Origin of the sequence: Roseivirga seohaensis (assembly GCF_001592945.1) — a bacterium.
In the GTDB taxonomy this organism is placed as follows: Bacteria; Bacteroidota; Bacteroidia; order Cytophagales; family Cyclobacteriaceae; genus Roseivirga; species Roseivirga seohaensis.
On the sequence record NZ_LRPB01000006.1, the window covers coordinates 181,929 to 204,727 of the forward strand.

At 40.0% G+C, this 22,799-nt stretch carries 23 protein-coding genes; 11 read left to right on the top strand and 12 right to left on the bottom strand.

Features of this window, described 5'->3' with window-relative positions; all coding sequences use genetic code 11:
* The first annotated feature begins 151 nt into the window (after positions 1-151).
* Both AWW67_RS04560 and AWW67_RS04565 read left to right on the top strand, forming a co-directional pair.
* A complete protein-coding gene (locus AWW67_RS04560; RefSeq protein ID WP_053222979.1) occupies positions 152-511 on the top strand; it encodes a BlaI/MecI/CopY family transcriptional regulator in 360 nt (119 codons plus the stop codon).
* Positions 504-1,682, top strand: coding sequence for a M56 family metallopeptidase (locus tag AWW67_RS04565; protein ID WP_062300493.1), 1,179 nt, complete (start codon positions 504-506; stop codon positions 1,680-1,682). The genes AWW67_RS04560 and AWW67_RS04565 overlap by 8 nt, the downstream gene beginning before the upstream one ends.
* 79 nt (positions 1,683-1,761) lie before the next feature.
* Here AWW67_RS04565 and AWW67_RS04570 read toward each other — a convergent pair whose 3' ends face one another.
* Positions 1,762-2,973, bottom strand: a complete 1,212-nt coding sequence (locus AWW67_RS04570) for a proline dehydrogenase family protein (protein WP_062300494.1) — start codon at positions 2,971-2,973, stop codon at positions 1,762-1,764.
* An 82-nt stretch (positions 2,974-3,055) separates the two neighbouring features.
* Between AWW67_RS04570 and AWW67_RS04575 the strand changes: the two genes are divergently transcribed.
* From AWW67_RS04575 to AWW67_RS04605, 7 genes are all read left to right on the top strand, one after another.
* A complete protein-coding gene (locus AWW67_RS04575) occupies positions 3,056-4,153 on the top strand; it encodes a bifunctional 3-deoxy-7-phosphoheptulonate synthase/chorismate mutase type II (RefSeq protein WP_062300495.1) in 1,098 nt (365 codons plus the stop codon).
* Positions 4,146-4,688 (top strand): prephenate dehydratase, encoded by a 543-nt coding sequence (locus AWW67_RS04580; RefSeq protein ID WP_062300496.1) that lies wholly within the window; start codon positions 4,146-4,148, stop codon positions 4,686-4,688. The genes AWW67_RS04575 and AWW67_RS04580 overlap by 8 nt, the downstream gene beginning before the upstream one ends.
* Positions 4,689-4,887: 199 nt before the next feature.
* The gene (locus AWW67_RS04585; RefSeq protein WP_062300497.1) at positions 4,888-5,985 is read left to right on the top strand and encodes a bifunctional 3-deoxy-7-phosphoheptulonate synthase/chorismate mutase type II; all 1,098 of its coding nucleotides are present in this window, start codon (positions 4,888-4,890) and stop codon (positions 5,983-5,985) included.
* Positions 5,982-7,016 carry a 3-dehydroquinate synthase gene (gene aroB / locus AWW67_RS04590; protein WP_062300498.1) on the top strand — a complete coding sequence of 345 codons (1,035 nt, stop codon included), beginning with the start codon at positions 5,982-5,984 and terminating at the stop codon, positions 7,014-7,016. The genes AWW67_RS04585 and aroB overlap by 4 nt, the downstream gene beginning before the upstream one ends.
* Positions 7,017-7,018: 2 nt before the next feature.
* Complete coding sequence (locus AWW67_RS04595) at positions 7,019-8,233, top strand: 3-phosphoshikimate 1-carboxyvinyltransferase (protein ID WP_062300499.1); 1,215 nt, start codon at positions 7,019-7,021, stop codon at positions 8,231-8,233.
* Between the two features lie 81 nt (positions 8,234-8,314).
* Positions 8,315-10,066, top strand: coding sequence for an ABC transporter ATP-binding protein (locus AWW67_RS04600; protein WP_062300500.1), 1,752 nt, complete (start codon positions 8,315-8,317; stop codon positions 10,064-10,066).
* Positions 10,067-10,215: 149 nt separating this feature from the next.
* The gene (locus tag AWW67_RS04605; RefSeq protein ID WP_062300501.1) at positions 10,216-10,725 is read left to right on the top strand and encodes a DUF1036 domain-containing protein; all 510 of its coding nucleotides are present in this window, start codon (positions 10,216-10,218) and stop codon (positions 10,723-10,725) included.
* Positions 10,726-10,759: 34 nt separating this feature from the next.
* Here the strand turns inward: AWW67_RS04605 and AWW67_RS04610 are convergent, their stop codons facing one another.
* The 3 genes from AWW67_RS04610 to AWW67_RS04620 all read right to left on the bottom strand — a co-directional run bounded on the left by AWW67_RS04610 (position 10,760) and on the right by AWW67_RS04620 (position 14,272).
* The gene (locus AWW67_RS04610) at positions 10,760-11,506 is read right to left on the bottom strand and encodes a helical backbone metal receptor (protein WP_062300502.1); all 747 of its coding nucleotides are present in this window, start codon (positions 11,504-11,506) and stop codon (positions 10,760-10,762) included.
* A 38-nt stretch (positions 11,507-11,544) separates the two neighbouring features.
* The gene (locus AWW67_RS04615; RefSeq protein WP_062300503.1) at positions 11,545-12,615 is read right to left on the bottom strand and encodes a M42 family metallopeptidase; all 1,071 of its coding nucleotides are present in this window, start codon (positions 12,613-12,615) and stop codon (positions 11,545-11,547) included.
* A 76-nt stretch (positions 12,616-12,691) separates the two neighbouring features.
* Complete coding sequence (locus AWW67_RS04620) at positions 12,692-14,272, bottom strand: acyl-CoA carboxylase subunit beta (protein WP_053222900.1); 1,581 nt, start codon at positions 14,270-14,272, stop codon at positions 12,692-12,694.
* Between the two features lie 134 nt (positions 14,273-14,406).
* On the opposite strand from AWW67_RS04620, the gene AWW67_RS04625 reads away from it, so the two are divergent.
* Positions 14,407-15,363: a Ppx/GppA phosphatase family protein gene (locus AWW67_RS04625; RefSeq protein ID WP_062300538.1), complete on the top strand. Its 957-nt coding sequence runs from the start codon at positions 14,407-14,409 to the stop codon at positions 15,361-15,363.
* An 11-nt stretch (positions 15,364-15,374) separates the two neighbouring features.
* The gene (locus AWW67_RS04630; RefSeq protein ID WP_062300504.1) at positions 15,375-16,448 is read left to right on the top strand and encodes an Ldh family oxidoreductase; all 1,074 of its coding nucleotides are present in this window, start codon (positions 15,375-15,377) and stop codon (positions 16,446-16,448) included.
* A gap of 127 nt (positions 16,449-16,575) precedes the next feature.
* Here AWW67_RS04630 and AWW67_RS04635 read toward each other — a convergent pair whose 3' ends face one another.
* From AWW67_RS04635 to rpsK, 8 genes are all read right to left on the bottom strand, one after another.
* On the bottom strand, positions 16,576-17,151 hold the full coding sequence (locus tag AWW67_RS04635; protein WP_062300505.1) for a hypothetical protein: 576 nt from the start codon (positions 17,149-17,151) through the stop codon (positions 16,576-16,578).
* Between the two features lie 60 nt (positions 17,152-17,211).
* On the bottom strand, positions 17,212-17,511 hold the full coding sequence (locus AWW67_RS04640; protein ID WP_062300506.1) for an FtsB family cell division protein: 300 nt from the start codon (positions 17,509-17,511) through the stop codon (positions 17,212-17,214).
* A gap of 147 nt (positions 17,512-17,658) precedes the next feature.
* Complete coding sequence (eno, locus tag AWW67_RS04645) at positions 17,659-18,948, bottom strand: phosphopyruvate hydratase (RefSeq protein WP_053222904.1); 1,290 nt, start codon at positions 18,946-18,948, stop codon at positions 17,659-17,661.
* 5 nt (positions 18,949-18,953) lie between these two features.
* Positions 18,954-20,066, bottom strand: coding sequence for a glutamine-hydrolyzing carbamoyl-phosphate synthase small subunit (gene carA, locus AWW67_RS04650; protein WP_062300507.1), 1,113 nt, complete (start codon positions 20,064-20,066; stop codon positions 18,954-18,956).
* 111 nt (positions 20,067-20,177) lie between these two features.
* The gene (gene rplQ, locus AWW67_RS04655; RefSeq protein ID WP_062300508.1) at positions 20,178-20,750 is read right to left on the bottom strand and encodes a 50S ribosomal protein L17; all 573 of its coding nucleotides are present in this window, start codon (positions 20,748-20,750) and stop codon (positions 20,178-20,180) included.
* Between the two features lie 6 nt (positions 20,751-20,756).
* On the bottom strand, positions 20,757-21,746 hold the full coding sequence (locus AWW67_RS04660) for a DNA-directed RNA polymerase subunit alpha (RefSeq protein ID WP_053222907.1): 990 nt from the start codon (positions 21,744-21,746) through the stop codon (positions 20,757-20,759).
* A 30-nt stretch (positions 21,747-21,776) separates the two neighbouring features.
* Positions 21,777-22,382, bottom strand: a complete 606-nt coding sequence (gene rpsD / locus AWW67_RS04665; protein ID WP_053222908.1) for a 30S ribosomal protein S4 — start codon at positions 22,380-22,382, stop codon at positions 21,777-21,779.
* 18 nt (positions 22,383-22,400) lie between these two features.
* Positions 22,401-22,793: a 30S ribosomal protein S11 gene (rpsK, locus tag AWW67_RS04670; protein WP_053222909.1), complete on the bottom strand. Its 393-nt coding sequence runs from the start codon at positions 22,791-22,793 to the stop codon at positions 22,401-22,403.
* Between the last annotated feature and the right edge of the window lie 6 nt (positions 22,794-22,799).

Consider the following 22,799-nt stretch of genomic DNA (forward strand, 5'->3'; position numbering starts at 1 on the left):
ACCATTTATCCTCTCTGATATTTAGGAGACAACTTTTGGAGGGTTTATGCAGAATTTAAAAGCGGTCTCTATGCTCCATTGAAAAATTTTACTCCTAAATAATTAGGAATTATCCGAAAAGTTTAAGAGATTTCCGAAAGAATTAGGAGCTATGAAAGACTTAACAAAAGCAGAAGAGCAAATAATGCAGATTGTTTGGGAGCACGATAAAATGTTTATCAAAGACATTGTGGATCAAATGCCCGAGCCAAAACCGGCCTATAATACGGTAGGTACTTTCTTGAAAATTTTGGAAAACAAGGGTTTTGTAAACAGAGAGAAAGTGGGCAATACATTTTCTTATTCCGCTACGGTGAAAAAGAAAGCTTACACCAAAAACTTCATGAATGGATTTTTGAGCAATTATTTCGAGGGCTCGGCCGAAAAGCTGTTTTCATTTATGATGCAGGAAAAAAAGCTAAGTCCCGAACAAGTGGAAGATTTGATGAAAAAACTAAAAGACCATGAATAGCTATTTAATAGAATCTTCGATTTGCCTAGCAAGTTTTTATGGCTTCTATTGGCTTTTTCTGCGAGGCGAAAAACTGCTTTCTGTGAATAGGTTTTACCTGTTATTCACGGTTGTGGCTTCAATACTAATTCCTCTATTGAGTTTCGAAAGTCAATTTGCTTTTAGTTCAGCTTTGGCGGCTCAGGCTACCTCTTCCACGCCAATTAGTGTTTCAGAAAATTTTACTCAAGCAAACCCACTAGTTTCTATTGAAGCCCTATATCTTTTAGGCTTAATAGTCTCGGTCATTATTCTGGTTTTCAAATTATTCATTGTAAAGCGAAAAGTGGGCAAATGGCCTTCGTTACAGAACAACTGTATTGAAGTAGTTGAAACCGAGGGCAATGATGCTTACAGCTTCTTCAACACCATTTTTGTGGGTAAAGAACTGAATAAAAACGAAAGTTTAAAACAGCAGATCATCGCGCATGAACTTGCTCATATTGAAGGAAGGCATTCACTGGATTTACTGCTTTTTGAAGTACTCAAGTGCGTTTATTGGTTCAATCCATTTAGTTACCTGTATGCTAAATCCATCCGTCTTCAACATGAATATATTGCCGATCATTCGGTATTGAAACGCACACATCCAAAACATTACGAAAGGTCATTATTGCAATTTGCTTTGGCCAAAGTAAACAGCAGTTTGATTTCCAGTTTTAACGAGCACCCAATTCAGAAAAGATTAAAAATGATTCAAAAACTAAACTCAAATGTCATGAACAAACTAAAACCATTACTCGCCCTGCCTATTTTAGGCCTTTTAGTTATTGCTTACGCCTGCACCGATGTAGTTGAACCTGTATTGGAAGATGAACTCGAAGAAGTTCTCATCGATGTGGAAGTTGAGGTTGAACCTTATCTTATAGAGTATCTCGATTCAACACGTACTTCAGATAATGAAATTATTTTCGAAAATGAAATTGAAGTGCCCGTAGAAGTAGTGGAGGTAAAATCTGTTAAACGTAATTTCAAACTACCAACTGAAACCGAATTGCAAACCCTTAAAGACCATCCATTGGTCAAAAGCACTTTTACTAAAGAAGGCATAGAAATATTAGAAATTCCAAATGATCTAATTTCTGAAAAGCCAGTAGTTACAGTGAAAAGCGTTAGAAGAAGTAATAATTAACATCAAAACAACACGCATTAAAAAGCCTGATCTAGTTCAACTAAGTCAGGCTTTTTGCTTTACTTCAAAAGCGATTAGCTTAAAATTTATCCTGATGAGCAAATTGTTTTTTGGCTCCTTTTCTTCGTTCCAACTCCTTCTTAATCAAAGTTAATTCGCGTCCGCTTTGTCCTTTTACAGAAGTATTTTCATTTGCCCTTCTCATCAAATACGGAATGGTAGCCTTAATTGGCCCATAAGGCACATACTTAATTACGTTATACCCTGCTGCCGCAAGGTTGAATGAAATGTGGTCGCTCATGCCATACAACTGACCAAAGTAAACTCTTCTATCATCTCTTGGTAAACCATACTTTTCTAGATAAAGCGTTACCAAATAATTACTCTTCTCGTTGTGTGAACCTGCAAAAAGGCCTAAATCATCAATATGTTTAATGCAATATTCGGTTGCTGCATCAAAATCTCTATCCGTTGCTTCTTTGTTAGGTTGAATTGGATTTTCATAGCCCATTTCTTGCGCTCTTTCAGCCTCCTTTTCCATGTAAGCCCCACGCACTAACTTTGCGCCTAGCCTATAGTTGTTCTCTTTGGCATCTGCATGCAGCTCTTTCAAATGGCCTAACATGCTATGGGCATACATCTGAAAAGTATAAAACACTAAGGCCTTTTCCGTATTGTACTTGGCCATCATGTCTCTCGTAATTTCTGTTACGGGTTTCTGAATCCAAGTTTCTTCTGCATCAATCAACACAGAAACATCCTTTCGCTTGGCTTCGGCACATATCATATCTACCCTAGCCTTCACTCTTTCATAAGCAGCGGCTTCCTCTTCTGTCAGTTTTTCTCCTGCATGAATTTTAGTCAGTAAATCAAAATGAGCCAAGCCTGTAATCTTAAAAGCAGAAAACCGAATGAACTCATATTGGCTCGCTCGGTCTATGGTTCTCATTATTTCTTGTGCACTTCCATCAAATCCTTCTTCAGATTTCTCTCCTTCAACAGAATAATCGAAAATGGCACCAATACCAAAAGCCGCCAACTCATTAGTAGCACGCTGACACCCATCTAGTGTTTCGCCTCCACAAAACAAATTGAAAATGGTTTTTCTAATGATTCCCTTTACTGGCAAACCTACATTTAACGACCACTTGGTAAGGGCCATTCCTACTTTTACCAATCCGGGAGATTGCATAGTAGAGAAAATAAAATGCGCTTGCTTAAGTGCTTCGTCAGTTCGAGCCGCAAAGGCATTCGTAAGGTTGTCAAAATCAACAAACTTTTTTAGTTCCATAGCGATATTCAAAGTCCGCAAATATAGTAACAAACCAATAGTCTCCTACCTTTGTTACTAATGAGTTGCAAACGAAATATACATGACTAATCTCCCTTTACACAGACGGTTAGACAGCGACAAAAAGCCCATCATTATTGCCGGGCCTTGTAGCATAGAAAGCCAAAGTCAATTTTTAGAAACGCTTAAAGGATTAGACCTTTCTAAAGTAGACTTTATTAGAGGCGGAATTTGGAAACCCCGAACCCGCCCCGGCTCTTTCGAAGGCATGGGCGAAGTGGCTTTTGAATGGGTGAAGGAAGTGCAAAAGGAGCTCGGTTTTAAGTTTGCTACCGAAGTAGCCTCTACCGAACATGTAGACATTGCTTTAAAAAATGGCGCTGGCTTATTATGGATTGGGGCACGTACCACCGTTAACCCATTTAACGTACAAGAAATTGCCGAAGCACTCAGAGGCACAAACCTTCCTGTTTTTGTAAAGAACCCCATCAATCCAGATTTATCACTTTGGAAAGGGGCTTTGGAAAGGCTGTTAAAATGTGACGTCAAAAATCTTGGTGCCATACACCGTGGCTTTCAAACTTTTCAGCAAAGCAAATATCGCAATACTCCGCTGTGGCAAATCCCAATGGAATTGAAAAGTGAATTCCCAGACTTGCCTTTGCTCTGCGACCCAAGCCATATCGGTGGAAAAAGAAGTCTCATAGCAGAACTATCGCAACGGGCTTTAGACCTTGATTTTGATGGCTTAATGATTGAAACGCATATTGACCCTGACAATGCGCTTAGTGATAATGCGCAACAGCTTACTCCCAATGCCTTTAATCTTCTTTTGGAGAATCTGATTTTAAGAAATCATACTTCTAAAAATGAAGACTTCAACAATCAGCTAGACATTATTCGTGAGCAAATAGACCAAGCAGACAGGGAAATATTGGAAGCTATTGCCACCCGATTGAGCCTGGTTGAAAAAATTGGAGAGTTCAAAAAAGACAACAACGTGGCTATCTTTCAAATTAGCCGCTGGAAAGAGATTTTGCAATCCAGACCAGAATGGGCGAAATCTTTAAACTTAGACCCCGAATTTATTCGCGAACTTTACCGACATATTCATCAGCAATCCGTAAGGATACAGACATCCGTATTTAATACAGAACAAGACAAACAACCTAATGACTGAACTAGGACTACTCGGCCCTGAAAACACTTATCATGATATGGCTAGGCAAAAGTTTTTGCCCAATATGAACCATATGCTTTTCACCTCTTTTGATGAAATTTTTAAAGCGCTCAAAGAAAAGCGAATTAAAAAAGCATTGATCGCCATCAAAAACAACACCTCCGGCTTAGTTGGAGATAATTTAGAGCGAATCAAAAACTCTGGCCATCGTATTCTGGAGCAATTTGAGCTTCCGATTCATCTTTGCTTGGGAAGTTTTAAGGCAACCAATATTGAGGGAATAAAGAAGATTTATTCTCACCCAATGGCAATCAAAGAGACCCAAAAATTCTTTATCAAATACAGCCATATCACTTTCATTTCAAGTACTAGCACGGTAAGTGCCATTCATGAATTGAAGAATAACCGTGAAAAAAACGCAGGGGTAATTGCCAGCAAAGATGCGATAGAAGCCAATGATCTTATATTGTTATCAGAAAACATTGAAGACCATTCAACCAACAGCACTACTTTCGCTTTGGTAGAGAATGCTTAAAAAATAATTTCATTTTATATTTTTCTTTAAAGAAGAGATACCTAAGTTTATCGCATGTTAGCAGCAAGGACATCATTTTATTACTTTTTTTACTTTAGAACCCACTCGGGATCGAGCCTGCGCTATCATTAAATGAAATTGTAAAAATATTTTATTAGCCCGGTTCGAAAGAGTCGGGCTTTTTTTTTGACCAAACGTAATTATGAACATCATCGACATTAAAGATTGGGGGCTAGGATTATCAGAGCATGTGCTTATTGCCGGCCCTTGCAGCGCAGAAAGTCCGCAGCAAATCGAAACCATTGCCAAAGGTTTAAAAGGAAGCCCTGTTGAGTTATTTAGGGCGGGGGTATGGAAACCCAGAACTAGACCGGGCTCTTTTGAGGGCGTTGGTGCTGAAGCATTAGAATGGCTACAAATTGCCAAAGACATTCTGAATGTGCCCGTTACCGTAGAAGTAGCGAAAACAGAACATGTAGAAGCAGCACTAAAAGCTGGTGTAGACGTGCTTTGGATTGGCGCTAGAACCACGGTAAACCCATTTTCGGTACAAGAAATTTGCGAAGCCTTAAAAGGCACCAACATTCCTGTAATGGTAAAAAACCCGATCAATCCAGACCTTCAACTTTGGTTAGGTGCTTTTGAAAGGCTTAATAAAGTAGGCATTAAAAAAGTAGCTGGTATTCATAGAGGTTTTTCAGATCCTTACGAAAAAAGATACCGCAACAAGCCTGAGTGGTCTTTACCCATTCACTTAAAACGCATGATTCCTGGCATTTCTGTGATTTGTGACCCAAGCCATATTGCTGGCGCACGCGAAATCATTGGAGCCGTGAGTCAAAGGGCCATTAACTTTGGCTTGGATGGTTTAATGATTGAAACCCATCACGACCCAGACAAGGCTTGGAGCGATGCCAAACAACAGATTACCCCAGACACGCTCAAGATCATTTACGAAAGCCTAATTTTCAGAGAAAATGTAGATGAACATCCAGAAATGCTCAATGAACTGGAGCAGTTCAGACAAAAAATTGATTTACTAGATGCCCAATTACTAGAACTTTTTGCCGAAAGGTTCAAAGTAATAGAGCAAGTAGGCGACTATAAGCGTGAACATAATTTGGCCGTTTACCAGCCCAGCCGTTGGGAAGAAGTAATGGAAAGCAGAATTCAGGATGGCTTGCGTAAAAACATGACGGAGAAGTTTATGAAAAGCCTTTTATTTGCTATTCACGAGGAATCAGTGAAAAAGCAAGAAGCACAACTGAAAGAAACCCGTCCATTAACAAAAGCATGAGCCACATTGTAATTGACCACATAGAAACCAGCCTTAAGGCGGTATTAAAGGAAACTGACTTTACGCAACTAGCGGTTTTAGTCGATGAGAATACGCATGTGCATTGTTATCCTTTGATACAAGCCTTTCTGCCTGAGCATTTGCTCATACAAATTACTTCGGGCGAAGTACACAAAACCCTTCGCACTTGCGAACACATTTGGGAGCAATTCACCACAAACAATTTTGACAGAAAAGCATTGCTGATCAATTTGGGTGGTGGTGTAATTGGCGATATGGGTGGTTTCTGTGCGGTGACTTACAAACGTGGAATTCGATTTATCAACATCCCCACTACCCTATTGGCCGCTGTAGATGCCAATGTAGGCGGAAAGTTAGGAATCGACTTTATGGGTTTTAAAAACCATTTGGGCTTTTTTCAAGAGCCAGAAAGTGTTTTGATCGACCCGGTGTTTCTAAAAACCTTAGCGCCAAGAGAACTCAGGTCGGGTTTTGCAGAAGTAATTAAACACGGGCTAATAGCCGATGCTGATTATTTTAAGCAAACCACTGCCCATGGTTTGGATATTGAAAACTGGGAAGCCGTGATTGCGCATTCCGTAGAAATAAAAACAGCTGTGGTAAAAGCCGACCCAAAAGAAGCTGGACTCAGAAAGATTTTAAACTTTGGCCACACGATAGGTCACGCCATTGAAAGCTTCTATTTAAATACCGACAAAAAGCTTTTACACGGAGAAGCAATTGCTGCTGGAATGATCTGTGAAGCCTACTTGTCAAAAAAACTACTGGGTTTTTCGGAAGAAAATCTATTGCAAATTTCTCGCACCATTCTCGAAATTTATCCTGAAATTAACATCGCTAAAGAGGACTTTTCGGGCATAGTAAAACTCATGTACCAAGACAAAAAGAATCTTAACAACCTCCTCAACCATTCCCTTCTGATGAACATCGGAAAGGCTACTTACGATATCGCTGTAGACGAAAAAGACGTCATTGATGCATTGTTCTATTTCATTAAACTGAAGCAATAACCTTGGACACTATTCACCTTAAACACTCACCCCAACTTAGAGAAGTAGAAATTCCACTTCCTGCTTCTAAAAGTGAGAGCAATAGGGCCTTAATCATTAATGCACTTTCGGGCAATATTTCTGAAATCCAAAACTTATCAGAGGCCAGAGATACGCAGACGATGATTCGGTTATTGGCAAGCAAAGAAGAAACACTCGATGTTTTAGATGCTGGAACCACCATGCGATTTCTCACTGCCTTTTCTGTTTTGGGTGAAAGCTCAAGAATACTTACAGGCACAGAAAGAATGCAGCAGCGTCCGATAAAGATTTTAGCAGATGCACTCAAAAGCATTGGGGCCAAGGTGAAGTTTTTAAAAGAAGAAGGCTTTCCTCCACTCAAGGTAAAACCGATCAAAGAACAGAAATCCAATCGGATTAAGATGAAGGGCGATGTAAGCAGTCAATTTATATCGGCTGTATTAATGATTGCCCCATGTTTGCCACAAGGGCTTAGCTTAGAATTAAAAGGGAAAATCGGTTCTCGCCCTTATATCCAAATGACTTTGGACATGATGAAGCTTTTTGGAATTCATTCCAACTGGACCAACCAAACCATTGAAATTAAGCCACAACAATACAAAGATTATCCATATGTAGTAGAATCCGATTGGTCGGGTGCAAGCTATTGGTATAGCTTTGTGGCCTTGGCCGATGAAGCCAAAATCAAATTGAAAGGACTCAGGCAAAAATCGCTTCAGGGCGACATTGCCATTGTGCATATGATGAACCAACTGGGTGTAATGAGTACTTTCGAAGCCGATGGTGTAGTGCTTCAGAAAATTCCTCATTCTAATGAAGTGAATTTTGACTTCAGCGATTGCCCAGATTTAGCCCAAACCATAGCCGTTGTGTGTGCGGCAAAGAAAATACAATGCACCATGACGGGCTTAGAAAGCTTGGTCATCAAAGAAACCAACCGAGTAAAAGCCCTAAAAAAGGAATTGAAAAAATTTAAGGTCAAGCTAAAAGAAGTAGCACCAGAGGTATTTGAGCTTCGGTCGAAATTCGAATTGAGTGATGAGCCGATCGAGATTGAAACCTATGACGACCATAGGATGGCCATGGCCTTTGCTCCCCTGTGTACTTTACAAGATATCATCATCAAAGCCCCCAGCGTAGTCAACAAATCATACCCTGGTTTTTGGAAAGACATTGAATTGGCAACAGGTCGGTGACAATGTCATTCAAATTACTTTTGATCAATTGAACTAACTGACTTTCAAGACGGTTGGTCATACTATATTTCAGCGTTTACCATGGCAAAGAAGAAAAAGCTCGACAACATCACAATAGGTGAGGTTTTTAAAAGAATCATTTGGCCCAAAAGAGGGCTTTTACTTTTTGGACTGGTCTTAATTCTACTGAGAAGTGCGGCCAGTTTAGTGCTTCCTAAAGCCACTCAATACCTTATTGACGATGTTGTGGTGAACAAAGACATGGAAATGCTAAAAACCGTTATCCTTATTACCATAGCGGCCATTATCACCCAAGCCATTACTTCCTTCGCCCTTACACGTATCCTCAGCGTTCAAGCGCAAAAACTCATTGCTGAATTGCGTGTTCAAGTACAAAAGAAAATTTTATCACTCCCCCTAAATTTCTTCGATAGCACCAAGTCAGGAGCATTAGTTTCAAGAATTATGACGGATGTAGAAGGCGTAAGAAATTTGGTAGGTACAGGCTTTGTTCAACTGATTGGCGGAACAATTACCGCTGTAGCCGTACTCGTATTGTTAATCAACATGAACGCTAAACTCACCGCATTTGTAGTCGTTCCGGTTATTATTTTCGGTTTAATCGCCATGAAGGCCTTTGCCTATTTAAGACCAATTTTCAGAAAGAGAGGTCAACTCAATGCGGAAGTTACTGGCCGACTAACGGAAACCTTAAGCGGAGTTCGCGTAATCAAAGGCTTTGGTGCCGAATTACAAGAAACCGAAAGCTTTGAAGGCGGTGTGAGATCGCTATATGAAAACGTAAAACAAACACTTACCGCCACTGCCGTGGTCACAAGTTCAGCCACCTTCCTTTTGGCGGGTGTGGCGAGCACTGGTATTCTCGGTATTGGTGGTTATTATATTATTGAAGGAATCATGACTACTGGTGAGCTTTTCGCTTTTATTGGTTTGCTCGCTTTACTCATTGCCCCAATCGTTCAAATGTCGAACATTGGTAGTCAGATTACAGAGGCATTTGCTGGATTGGATCGTACTGAAGAAATTATATTGATGAAGGCGGAAGACGATGATGAAAATCGAACCGTCAAGCTTAAAGAAACAGACGCCAATATAAAATTCGAAAATGTTTCATTCGCCTATGAAAAAGATGTAGACGTTTTGAAAAACATCAGTTTCGATGCACCTTCAGGTAGCGTTACCGCCTTGGTGGGAACTTCTGGTTCAGGTAAATCTACGATTGCAGGTTTGGCCGCTTCATTCCTTAACCCACGTGAAGGAAAAATCACCATTGATGGCATCGACCTTTCTACCATTTTATTGAAAAGTTATAGAAGGAAATTAGGTGTGGTACTTCAAGATGACTTCCTTTTTGAAGGAACCATCCGCGAAAACATTCTTTTCCCAAGACCAGATTCTTCTGAGGAAGATTTACAGAACGCAGTGAAAGCAGCCTATGTAAATGAATTTACCGATCGCTTTGAAAAAGGTTTGGAAACCGTAATTGGTGAAAGAGGTGTGAAACTTTCTGGTGGTCAACGACAGAGAATTGCCATTGCCCGAGCAGTTTTAGCCGACCCAAAAATCCTTATTCTTGACGAAGCCACTTCTAACCTAGATACCGAAAGTGAATCATTCATTCAGGAAAGTTTATCGAGCTTAATGAAGGGCAGAACCACTTTTGTAATTGCTCACCGCTTAAGTACCATTCGCAAAGCCGATCAAATTTTAGTAATAGAAAATGGTGAAATTGCTGAAAGAGGTACACACGATGATTTGATTGCGAAAGAAGGAAGGTATTTCCAATTGTACACTTATCAGGCAAGAATTTAAAGCCAACGGTATTACATTATTCTGAACCCCACTTCCCTTCTGGCAGCGCCACGTTTAGCCAATTCTCGGGCTTAAAAAAGTTTTATGTAAATATGTTGAATATTTCATATTAATACTTCATCTTTAAGTCCGTTTCACCTAAACGTTTTATGAAAACTGTCACTAATTTAGTGCTCGTGCTATGCACGAGCCTAGTGGCTTTTCTCGGTACACCTCGTGCCGAAAAAGTTACTGGACCTTACACTAGTCCAATGCTCGAACAGATCGAGGGTACGGTTGATTTCTATCGTTCAGATACCACACTACATACTTCAGACACTACGGAAAAGGATAACAAAAAAGAGTATCATATTTATTTTGAGAATCGTTCGCGTGAAAAAATTGAAGTCGCCATTCGGTACAAAGAATACAATGGTGACTGGGTGACCTCGGGCTTCGAAGTTTTAGACCCAAAAGAAAAGAAGTTAATGGGTAATTCTGACGAACAAACTTACTTCTACTATGCTGCTACACAGCATAAATCAAAAAAGAAGGTGTGGCAGGGAGATCATAAATTTGCTTTAAAAGATGGCTCTAGAAAGAAGCTTGGTTTTAAGCGACAAAACATTTGGGAGTGTTACAATTCAGATGCGTGCAACGAGATTGCCGTATTTAAGTAACCTTGTATGAGGAAGCTGCTGGGGCTTCCTCTCTTTATTTCAGGTTTGCGAAATAAGAAGGGGCTTGCATTAGTCTACTTCCGTACCAACTGAACATTTCGCCATCTACAAGCTGAACATCACAATTGGGCAAAACTGCCTTTAATTCGCTGATGTGCTTTTCTTTAAAAGGGTAAGGTTCCGAAGAAAGAAGAATAGCTTCTGGCGTTAATTCTTGAATAGCCTCTAGCGTAAGTTCTGGATAACGTGTTTCTGAAAGCACATTTTCAAAGCCAGCGAAATCCATCATTTCATCAATAAAGGTTGCTCTGCCTGCTGCCATATAAGGCTTCTTCCAAATAAGATACAGTGTCTTTCTTCTCGACTTATAGGGAAGCGAAGCAAAACCTTCCTTCACTTTTTCAACAATAGAGATGGATTTAGCCCTTTCGTCCACCAAATTACCAATGGCCAAAATCATATCGAAAGCTTGATCCAATCCAGTGATATCACTCATCCAAACAGGGTATTTCTTGGCCAGTTCCTCTATGCCTTCAATGTAGTTTTCTTCTTTATTTCCAATGATTAGATCAGGTTTGAGTTCATCAATTACATCGAACTTAAACTGCTTGGTGCCACCCACAAAGATTTTGGATTGATGCCATTGGCTTGGGTGAATACAAAACTTGGTGACCCCAACAACGCGGTCACCAAGTCCTAAATCATATAATAACTCTGTTTGGGAAGGTACTAAAGAAATAATGCGCTGAGGCAAGCTAGGCACTTCTACCTTTCGTCCCATTTGATCCAACACGATTCTTATACCCCCTTCCAAACTAATTATTTTAAATAGCTAAAATCATGATCGGCAGGCAATTGAATAATAAACTGATACATCAATTCAATTACTTTCTCAATATCACTTTCGTGCGCAGTTTCTACGGTAGTGTGCATGTACTTCAAAGCCAAAGAAATTAAAGCTGAAGGCACACCTTCGTTTGAATAAGCAAAAGCATCAGTATCGGTGCCCGTTGACCTTGAGCTTGCATGACGCTGGAAGTCAATCTTATTTTTCTCCGCAACTTCGATAAGCATTTTCAACACATTGTTATGTACCGCAGGGCCATAAGCCAACACAGGCCCTAAACCGCATTTCTGATCACCTTGCAATTGTTTTTCATACATTGGAGAAGCCGTATCGTGACATACGTCTGTAATGATGGCTACATCTGGTTTAATTCTAGCGGCAATCATTTCTGCACCACGCAAACCAATTTCTTCTTGTACCGAATTGACCACATAAAGACCAAATGGAAGTTTCTTTCCTTCTTCATGAAGTCTTCTGGCTACTTCGGCAATCATAAATCCACCAATACGGTTATCGAGTGCACGCCCACACCAGAACTTCTTATTCAGTTTGAAAACCTCATCGTCAAAAGTGATTACAGTACCCACATGAACGCCCATATCGAGCACTTCCTGTTTCGACTCTGCTCCTACATCGATAAAGATATTTTTCAGTGAAGGTGATTTTTCAGACGCTTTATCGCGCACGTGAATGGCTGGCCAACCAAAAACACCTTTCACAATTCCTTTCTCTGTATGGATGTTCACCCTTTTTGAAGGCGCTATTTGGTGATCAGAACCACCATTTCGAACTACATAAATGTAGCCGTTGTCGTCAATGTAGTTTACGAACCAGCTGATCTCATCGGCATGTGCTTCAATCACCACTTTAAAGGGTGCATCAGGATTGATTACCCCTACTGCTGTTCCGTATTTATCCGTGAAATAAGTATCTGTAAATGGCTTAATATAATCCAACCAGATTTGTTGACCTGAAGCTTCAAAACCTGTTGGCGAAGCATTATTTAAATATTTGGTAAGGAATTCCTGACTCTTTTGATTCATAATTTTCAGTATTCTAAATGCTAAAAAACTGGCCAAGGCCAGTTCTATAATTTAATTCGGTACAGAGAATTCCTTCTTACAAAGGAATGTTCCCGTGTTTCTTTTTAGGCAGCGTAGCCACCTTGTTCTCCAACATGGTAAAGGCCCTAATAAGTTTCTTGCGGGTATCTTGCGGTAGAATAACTTCATCCACATAACCTCTTCGGGCAGCACGATAAGGGTTGGCAAACTTCTCAGTGTATTCGTCTACTTTCTCTTCGAGTTTGGCCTCTGGATCATCGGCAGCGGCAATTTCTCTTTTGAAAATGATTTCTGCAGCACCCTTAGCTCCCATTACAGCAATTTCAGCCGAAGGCCAAGCATAGTTCATGTCTGCCCCAATATGCTTTGAGTTCATTACATCATAGGCCCCACCGTAAGCCTTTCTGGTGATTACGGTAATTCTTGGCACTGTAGCTTCAGAGAAAGCATACAACAACTTGGCTCCATTGGTGATAATAGCATTCCATTCTTGGTCTGTGCCCGGCAAGAAGCCTGGTACATCCTCTAACACCAACAAAGGCACATTGAAACAATCACAGAAACGTACAAATCGCGCACCTTTTACACTCGCATCAATATCTAAAACCCCAGCCATAGAAGCCGGTTGGTTTCCTACAATACCAATACTTCTTCCACCAATTCGGGCAAAGCCCACCACAATGTTCTCTGCGTAGTTTTTATGGACTTCGAAGAAAGAATCCTCATCAACCAAACCTTCAATTACCTCACGCATGTCGTAAGGCTGATTCGGGTTTTCTGGAATAATATCATTTAATACGGTTCTTACCGCATCTTCATTTAAATCATATTCATATACTGGAGCCGTGTCTTCGCAGTTCTGCGGGATGTACGACAGCAGTTGTTTGATTTCATTAATGCACTGGACCTCATTGGCGGAGGCGAAATGTGTCACTCCACTTTTTGTACTGTGCGTACTGGCACCTCCTAATTCTTCAGAAGTTACTTCCTCTTGTGTTACAGTTTTCACCACATTTGGCCCCGTAACAAACATATAAGAAGTGTTTTCTACCATGAAGATAAAATCGGTAATGGCTGGCGAATATACCGCACCACCCGCACATGGCCCCATAATGGCAGAAATTTGAGGTACTACACCTGATGCCAAGGTGTTTCTATAAAAGATATCGGCATAACCGCCAAGCGACACTACGCCTTCTTGAATTCGAGCCCCACCAGAATCGTTTAGGCCAATCACAGGCGCACCGTTCTTCATGGCCAAATCCATAATTTTAACAATCTTTTCGGCATGTGTTTCAGAAAGCGAACCTCCAAACACGGTGAAATCTTGTGAATACACATATACTAAACGGCCATGAACCGTTCCATACCCCGTCACAACGCCATCACCCAAGTAGATTTCTTTTTCCAGACCGAAATCCGTAGCTCTGTGTTCTACAAACTTGCCTATTTCTTCAAAGCTTCCTTCATCTAGTAAGAGTTCAAGACGTTCTCTAGCGGTAAGCTTACCTCTTTTATGTTGACTATCGATCCGTTTCTGGCCTCCACCTAATAAGGCTTCTGCATTTTTCTGCTCTAACCATTCAATTTTTTCTGCTTTGGTCTTATGCTTTTTAAGCGGGGTATTCTTAGCCATAGATGTGGTTTTATATACTTGCCAAAGATATACAGGTCAGTACAAAAAAAGAACATAATCGGCATCTATTACCTTTCGATGAACACCCATATTTTAATAGAATGCCTTATATTCGCCCATCTTTGCAGAGGGGCATGAAAGAGAGAATAGCAGTTATTGATTTGGGCACTAATACCTTCCACTTATTTATAGTGGAGTTGAGCAAGCGCGAGGTCAAAACGCTATACCGCGAGAAAATAGCCGTAAAAATTGGCAAGAATGGCATTAGCAAAGGGAGAATCTCAGCTGATGCCAAAAAAAGAGCCCTTCACACCCTTCAAGTTTTCAAAACTATTATCGACCAATTCGAGGTAAAAACCGTTACGGGAGTTGCCACAAGCGCCATTCGATCGGCTAAAAATGGCCAACAACTGTTGGATGAGATCAAAGAGAAAACTTCTATTGACATTCAAATTATTTCTGGTGACCGTGAAGCTGAACTCATTTTCTATGGAGTGAAGTCTACTTTTCACCTCACAGAAACGCCACAGTTGGTAATGGATATTGGTGGCGGAAGTGTAGAGTTCATCATAGGAAACAACGAAGAAATCTTCTGGAAACAAAGCTTCGAAATTGGAGCGCAAAGGCTTTTAGATAAATTCCATAAGGACGATCCTATGCCTCAAGAAAGTATAGAAGAAATGAGTTCTTGGCTCGAAACTGAACTTTCTAGCTTAGTAAGTGCTATTGAAGAGTTCAAGCCTCAAGGCTTAATTGGATGTTCGGGCACCTTTGACACCCTTTCTGAAATTTACATGAAAGAGAATGGGATTGAAAGAGCTCCGAATAGCTTGATTTTCCAATTCCCGATAGAAGCAAACAACCGTATTTACAAAGAACTGATTACCAAGAACAGGAAAGAGCGAATGCATATACCTGGCATGGTAACCATGCGTGTAGATATGATTGTTGTAGCCAGTTGCCTAATACAGTTTGTATTAAAACACATGAATACCGAAAATATTACAGCCTGCGCTTACGCATTAAAAGAAGGGCTTTTATATACTTCGTTTTCGCACATTAAGATTTCGGAGAAAAGCACTCCGAATTAAAAAATAAAAGCATGTCGAATTATTCTTACCAAGATTTATATCAGTTTTCTCATTCTGTTTTTATTAAAATGGGTTGCTCAGAAGCAGATGCTACCCAGGCTTGTGAAACACTTCTTTCTGCCGACTTAAGAGGAATCGACTCTCATGGGGTCGCGCGACTTACTGGCTACGTTAGGCTTTGGGAAAAAGGAAGAATTAATGCGACCCCGAACATCAAAATAACTTATGAAACCCCAAGCACGGCCGTTGTTGATGGGGATGCTGGCTTGGGTTTAGTCGTTGCTCCTTTCGCTATGAGAGTAGCCATGGATAAGGCAAAAAATGTAGGAACAGGCTGGGTTTCGGTAAAAAACTCTAACCACTATGGCATTGCTGGCTACCATTCGTTATTGGCTGCACAAAACGACATGATTGGCATTTCAATGACCAATGCCAGTCCTTTAGTTTCTCCTACTTTTTCTAAAGAAAGACTTTTAGGTACCAATCCAATTGCCATTGCAATTCCAGCCGGAAACGAACCTCCCTTTGTGGGCGACTTTGCTACCACCACAGCGGCCAATGGTAAACTCGAAATTCTTCAAAGAAAGGGAGAACCCGTACCTCAGGGTTGGGTGCAAGACAAAGACGGCATAGATACCACCAATGCCTTCGGAGTAAAAGAAGGTGGTGCTTTACGGCCTTTAGGCGGAAGTAGGTTACACGGAAGCCATAAAGGTTATATTATGGGTTCGGTAGTAGATATTTTCTCTGCTGTACTCTCTGGTGCAAATTATGGTCCTTGGGCACCTCCGTTTGTAAGCTTTATGGATCCGGTAAGTGACCCCGTTGGCGAAGGCCTAGGCCATTTCTTTGGTGCTATGCGTGTAGATGCTTTCCGCCCTGCATCAGAATTTAAAGAGCATATGGACAATTGGATTCAGCGATTTAGAAGCTCAACTCCCGTAGATTCAGAACAGCCTGTGCTTATTCCCGGTGACCCAGAACGCGAAATGGAGAAAATAAGAATGGCACAAGGAATTCCACTACTTCAACCTGTGGTAGATGATTTGAAAGAAGTAGGTAAGAAATTTGGGATTGATTTCTAAAAACCAGAGTAGATTAAGAGAGCCCTCCAAAAATTCCTATTTAGACTTTAAACAAAGTGAATTACCACTGATGATATAATTACATCAACTTTTGGAGGGTTTTTCCAGATTTGAAATCAAGCTTAGATCAAAAAGTAATTCCGCCTCGTATTACCAATGCACTTCCGTAAGGAGACCTAAGGTCATCATGAAGCAGGTTATATAGTACCGTAATATTTAATCCGCCCTTTCCAAAAATAGGTTGAAATGCACCGCCACCAATAAATAAGCCAGGTACCCATTCACGATTCGTAGCTTCACTAAAAGGATCTGGGGCAAATTCAACATTCAAAGTCTCAAATTCCAAATGAGCAAAATAGGTGTCGAAAATATTATGTCTAAGAAAAGTACGCCCTCCATATACATTACTACTCACTTTAAATTCGTCACGTGAAGGTAGAAGAGTGTACTTACGGGAAAGATAAAGATATGTGGCACCTAAACCCGCAGAAAAGTCCTGAGTAATCATATAACCGGCTAGCGGTGAAACATCGATATAAGTAAAGTTGGTACCGAGGTTGAATGAAAAATTTCCTCCAAAATAAACCCGATCCATAAAACTAACAGAATCCGCTTCTTGAGGTTCTTCCTCGAAGTAAATCTGAGCCTGAAGGCTTGAAAAGCTTATAAAAAATAAGGCGACAAGGGTGAATAGTTTTCTCATAGTTCTGATAACGAAAAAGTCCTCAAAAAGAGGACTTGGTATGCATATTTTTTTCTTGATTTAGTCTTCCGTTACTATGACGAAAAGATCTTCAGATGGTTTCTTCATTAAGTACTTTTCTCTTGCGAACTTCTCAAGTAACTCCTGATTAGTCGTCAACTCTTCTCTATTCTTAAGTACTTCTACTTTTTTCTCTAGGTAGTATTCTTTCTGTTTTTCAAGATTACTTAGTTTCGACTTCAGCCTAATCTGAGTCACGATGTCATTTGAGTCTACAAACAGCATCCAAATAATAAAAAACGTTCCGAAGAGGAAGTAAAAACTCTTTGCGAAGCGAGGAACCTTGGTGAAAGCCTTCATAGTACAAAAGTAACTAACTTTTTAGCACAAAATCAAAAGTATGACGATTTACTGTTAACTCATATGACAGGCTTTATAATGCATATAAAGCAAAAAGACTTCATCCTTTACAGAATGAAGCCTTTTAACTATGAAGTATTATTCGACTTAGTAAACCTTTCTGAAATCCTTTCCAGGATATTTAGCCACTTCTCCCAATTCCTCTTCAATTCTAAGCAATTGGTTGTATTTCGACATTCTGTCTGAGCGCGAAGCTGATCCAGTTTTGATTTGACCAGTGTTCAGTGCTACTGCTAAGTCTGCAATAGTATTGTCTTCTGTTTCGCCAGACCTGTGTGACATTACAGCGGTATAGCCATTTCTGTTGGCTAAGCTTACCGCCTCAATTGTCTCAGTCAAAGTACCTATTTGGTTTACCTTAATCAAGATTGAATTGGCAATACCACCATCAATCCCTTTTTGTAAACGCTTCACGTTCGTTACGAACAAATCATCTCCCACTAACTGCACTTTGCTACCAATTTTATCAGTTAGGGCTTTCCAGCCTTCCCAATCGTCTTCGAACATACCATCTTCAATCGACATGATTGGATATTTTTCGCAGAGTGAAGCAAGGTAATCAGCCATTTCGACTGGCGTCATTTTATTTCCTGTAGAATCTTTAAAATGATATACTTTTTCATCTTTCAAATAGAATTCAGAAGAAGCCACATCTAGCGCGTAAACGAAATCTTCGCCTACTTTATAGCCTGCATTTTTAACCGCTTCTGAAATCACTTCAAGCGCTTCATCATCAGATGCTAAATTTGGAGCAAAGCCACCTTCATCGCCTACGTTAGTAGAAAGACCACGAGAAGAAAGTACTTTCTTTAAGTGATGGAACACCTCAGCTCCCATTTGAATTGCCTCAGTAAAGCTCTTAGCCCCAACAGGCATAATCATGAATTCTTGAAAGTCGATAGAATTATCTGCGTGAGAGCCTCCGTTAATAATGTTCATCATAGGAACAGGAAGCGTATTTGCATTAACGCCACCCACGTAACGGTAAAGCGGAAGACCAAGTTCAGCTGCAGCTGCCCTAGCAATAGCCAAAGAAACACCCAAAATAGCATTCGCACCTAGGTTACTTTTATTTTCTGTTCCGTCTACCTCAATCATAATCTTATCGAGCAAATTTTGCTCGAAAACAGAAAAGCCAATTAATTCGGCAGCAATGGTGTCATTTACATTTTCCACAGCTTTCAAGACTCCCTTACCAAGGTACACGTCTTTATCTCCATCTCTTAACTCAACAGCTTCATGTGCTCCAGTTGAAGCTCCAGATGGAACTGCAGCACGGCCTAAAACACCGTTTTCAGTAATTACATCTACTTCAATGGTAGGATTTCCTCTCGAGTCAAGAATTTGTCTTGCGTGGATACTTTCAATTAAACTCATTGATATTATGATTTGATAAGGTTAATAAATTGATCGAATAAATAGCGTGAATCATGCGGCCCAGGTGAAGACTCTGGGTGGTATTGCACTGAAAATGTTTTCTTTCCTTTTACTTGTAAACCTGCAACAGTATCGTCATTCAGGTTGATATGGGTTAACTCCATACTTCCGGCTTCCTTTAGCGTAGTTAAATCTACTGCGAAGCCATGGTTCTGAGAGGTGATTTCGCTTTTACCTGAAATCAAGTTTTTAACAGGGTGATTCAAGCCTCTATGTCCGTTGTGCATTTTAAATGTAGTTGCACCACAGCCCAGGGCAATCACTTGATGACCAAGACAAATGCCAAAAAGTGGTTTATCTTCTTCCATTATTTTCTGTGCAGTTTCAACAGCATAAGGCATTGCAGCGGGGTCTCCAGGCCCATTTGACAAAAAGTATCCATCAGGGTTCCACTCGCTCATTTCTTCAAAAGTGGTTTTGGCATTAAAAACCTTTAAATAGGCACCTCTACTTGCCAAATGTTTCAAAATACTCGTCTTTACTCCGATGTCGAGTACTGCGATTTTGATATCAGCATTTTCATCTCCTACAAAGTAAGGTTCTTTAGTGCTTACATAAGAAGACAATTCTAAGCCATCCATGGAAGGAATCTCGGCCACTTTTGCCTTTAATTCATCATCAGAAAGGTCTTCCGAACAAATAATAGCATTCATAGCACCTTTGTCTCTAATATACCTTACCAAAAGGCGAGTATCTACATCAGAAATTCCAACTATATTATTTTTCTCTAAATAGTCTTGAAGTGAACCGTCTGCTGTTTTACGGCTGTAATCATTTGAAAAGTCGTTGACTACTAACCCTCTAATTTTTGGAGAATCGGACTCTTGCTCGTCATCTTCTACACCATAATTACCAATGTGAGAAGTAGTATTTACTACAATCTGACCATAGTAAGATGGATCGGTATAAATTTCTTGGTAACCTGTCATTCCTGTATTGAAGCAAATTTCGCCTCCGGCAATACCTATTTTACCAATGGCAGTACCTTCGTAGCGGCTTCCATCTGCTAAAAGAAGAATGGCTTTTCTTTTACTGTTGATATTATTCGTTGTGGACATATTTATAGATTCGTGCGCAAATTCAATTCTTCAATGCGATACAAAAGTAAATAAAAAAGGGATTGAACAAATTAGCTCAATCCCTTATTCTATATTTTTAAGAAAGTAGAATTATTCCCCGTCTTTCTTATCATCTTCTTTCGCTTCTTCAGCTTTAGCTTCAGGAGTTTCTTCAGTTTCAGCAGCTGGTGCCTCTACAGCTTCTTCTTTTGCTGCCTTAGGTGCTTTTGCTGCCGGAGTAGCTTCAGTAGTAGCGTCATCTTTCTTACCACCTCTTCTGCTTCTTCTGCTCTTCTTAGCAGGAGTTGCTTCTTTAAGTAGTAATTCGTTGTAGTCTACTAATTCAATGATACACATATCAGCATTATCACCTAATCTGTTTCCAGTTTTGATAATTCTAGTGTACCCTCCAGGTCTGTCTGCTACCTTTTCTGCGATCTCGTTGAAAAGTGTTGTTACCGTTTCCTTATTTTGAAGATAAGAGAATACAACTCTTCTTGAGTGAGTAGTATCAGTCTTAGCTTTTGTAATAAGAGGCTCAACATATTTCCTAAGCTCCTTTGCCTTCGCTACAGTAGTTGAAATTCTCTTGTGCGCGATCAAAGAAGAAGCCATGTTAGAAAGCATTGCTTTTCTATGCGGTGCCTTTCTACTCAGGTGATTAAATTTCTTCCCGTGTCTCATCTTACTTTATTCCTCGTCAAGTTTATATTTTGATAAGTCCATACCGAAAGTAAGGTTCTTATCAGCTATTAGTTGCTCCAATTCAGCCAAAGACTTTTTACCGAAGTTTCTGAATTTCATCATATCAGAAATTTCAAGTCTTGCTAAGTCGCCTAATGTTCTTACATCAGCAGCTTTAAGACAGTTGTAAGCTCTTACTGAAAGATCAAGATCGTTCAGTTGAGTTTTTAACAACTTACGCATATGAAGCATTTCTTCATCTACTTGCTCTGGCTCATCTAGAGAACCTGTTTCCAAGATCATATTCTGATCAGAGAATAGCATGAAGTGTTGAATTAAGATATGGGCTGCACCTTTCAAAGCGTTCTCAGGGTGAATAGAACCGTCAGTTTGAATATCCAAAACCAACATTTCATAGTCAGTTTTTTGTTCAACCCTAGTGTTTTCTACACTGAATTTTACGTTTTTGATTGGCGTATAAATAGCGTCAATTGGAATGTATCCGAATAATTGCTCAGAAGGTCTGTTCTCTTCAGCAGGAACGTAACCTCTACCCTTATCGATAGAAAGCTCAATTTCGAACTTTACCGAACTATCAAGGTGACACACTACTTCATCTGGGTTAAGGATTTCGAAAGCACCAGTGAATTTTCCAATATCACCAGCAGCAAACTTATCCTGACCTTCAATAATTACAGTAATTTTATTATCAACAGTGTCGGAGATTTTCTTGAAACGAACCTTCTTTAAATTTAGAATGATTTCCGCTACGTCTTCTACAACACCCTCAATCGTTGAGAATTCATGCAAAACACCAGGGATTTTAATACCTGTGATAGCGTAACCTTCTAATGAAGAAAGAAGAATTCTTCTTAATGCATTACCGATTGTAACCCCGTATCCTTTTTCAAGCGGTTTAAATGTGAACAGACCGTGAAAGTCGTCCGCCTTTTCCATCACCACCTTTTCAGGGATTTGAAATGCGAGTATTGACATATGATTAGATCGTTTAAGTTCTTAAATAGATTATTTAGAGTAAAGCTCGACAATAAGCTGCTCATTGATTTTTTCAGGAATTTCGTCCCTCATAGGTAGAGCAATCATCTTACCGTTCATTTCAGCTTTATTCCACTCAATCCATGGATATTTTTGTGCTGAATTGTTAGCTAAACTGTCGGTGATGGCCTCTAGAGATTTAGACTTCTCTCTTACTCCTACTACATCACCTGGTTGAACTACATAAGATGGGATGTTAACTAGTTCTCCATTCACGGTGATGTGTTTGTGAGAAACTAATTGTCTTGCACCTCTTCTTGTAGGAGCAATACCCATTCTATATACTGTATTATCAAGTCTTGCCTCCAACATTTGTAAAAGGATTTCACCTGTAATACCTGATTTTCTTGATGCACGATCGAACGTGTTAGCAAACTGACGCTCCAATACACCATAAGTGTATTTTGCTTTTTGCTTCTCCATTAACTGGATAGCATATTCAGATTGTTTTTTTCTTCTACCTCTTCCGTGTTGACCAGGAGGGTAAGCTTTCTTTTGCAATGCTTTGCTATGACCAAAGATAGGATCGTTAAATCTTCTCGCAATTTTGGCCTTAGGACCTGTATATCTTGCCATTACTTTCTAATTTCTGGATTAAACTCTTCTACGTTTTGGAGGACGACATCCGTTGTGTGGCAATGGAGTAACATCTTTAATCATCGTTACTTCGATACCAGTATTTTGGAGTGATCTAATAGCAGACTCTCTTCCTGAGCCTGGTCCTTTAACAAATACCTCAACTTTTCTCAAACCCAAATCGTAGGCAGTTTGAGCGCAATTTTGGGCTGCCATTTGGGCTGCATAAGGAGTGTTCTTTTTAGAACCCTTAAAACCCATTTTACCAGCAGATGCCCAAGAAATCACTTGACCTTGTAGGTTAGTGATTGATATGATGATGTTATTGAAAGAAGCCTTAATGTGGGCTTGTCCAATAGCTTCAACCTGAACTACTCGTTTTTTAGCTTTATCTTTTCTCTTCTGAGCCATTCTTCA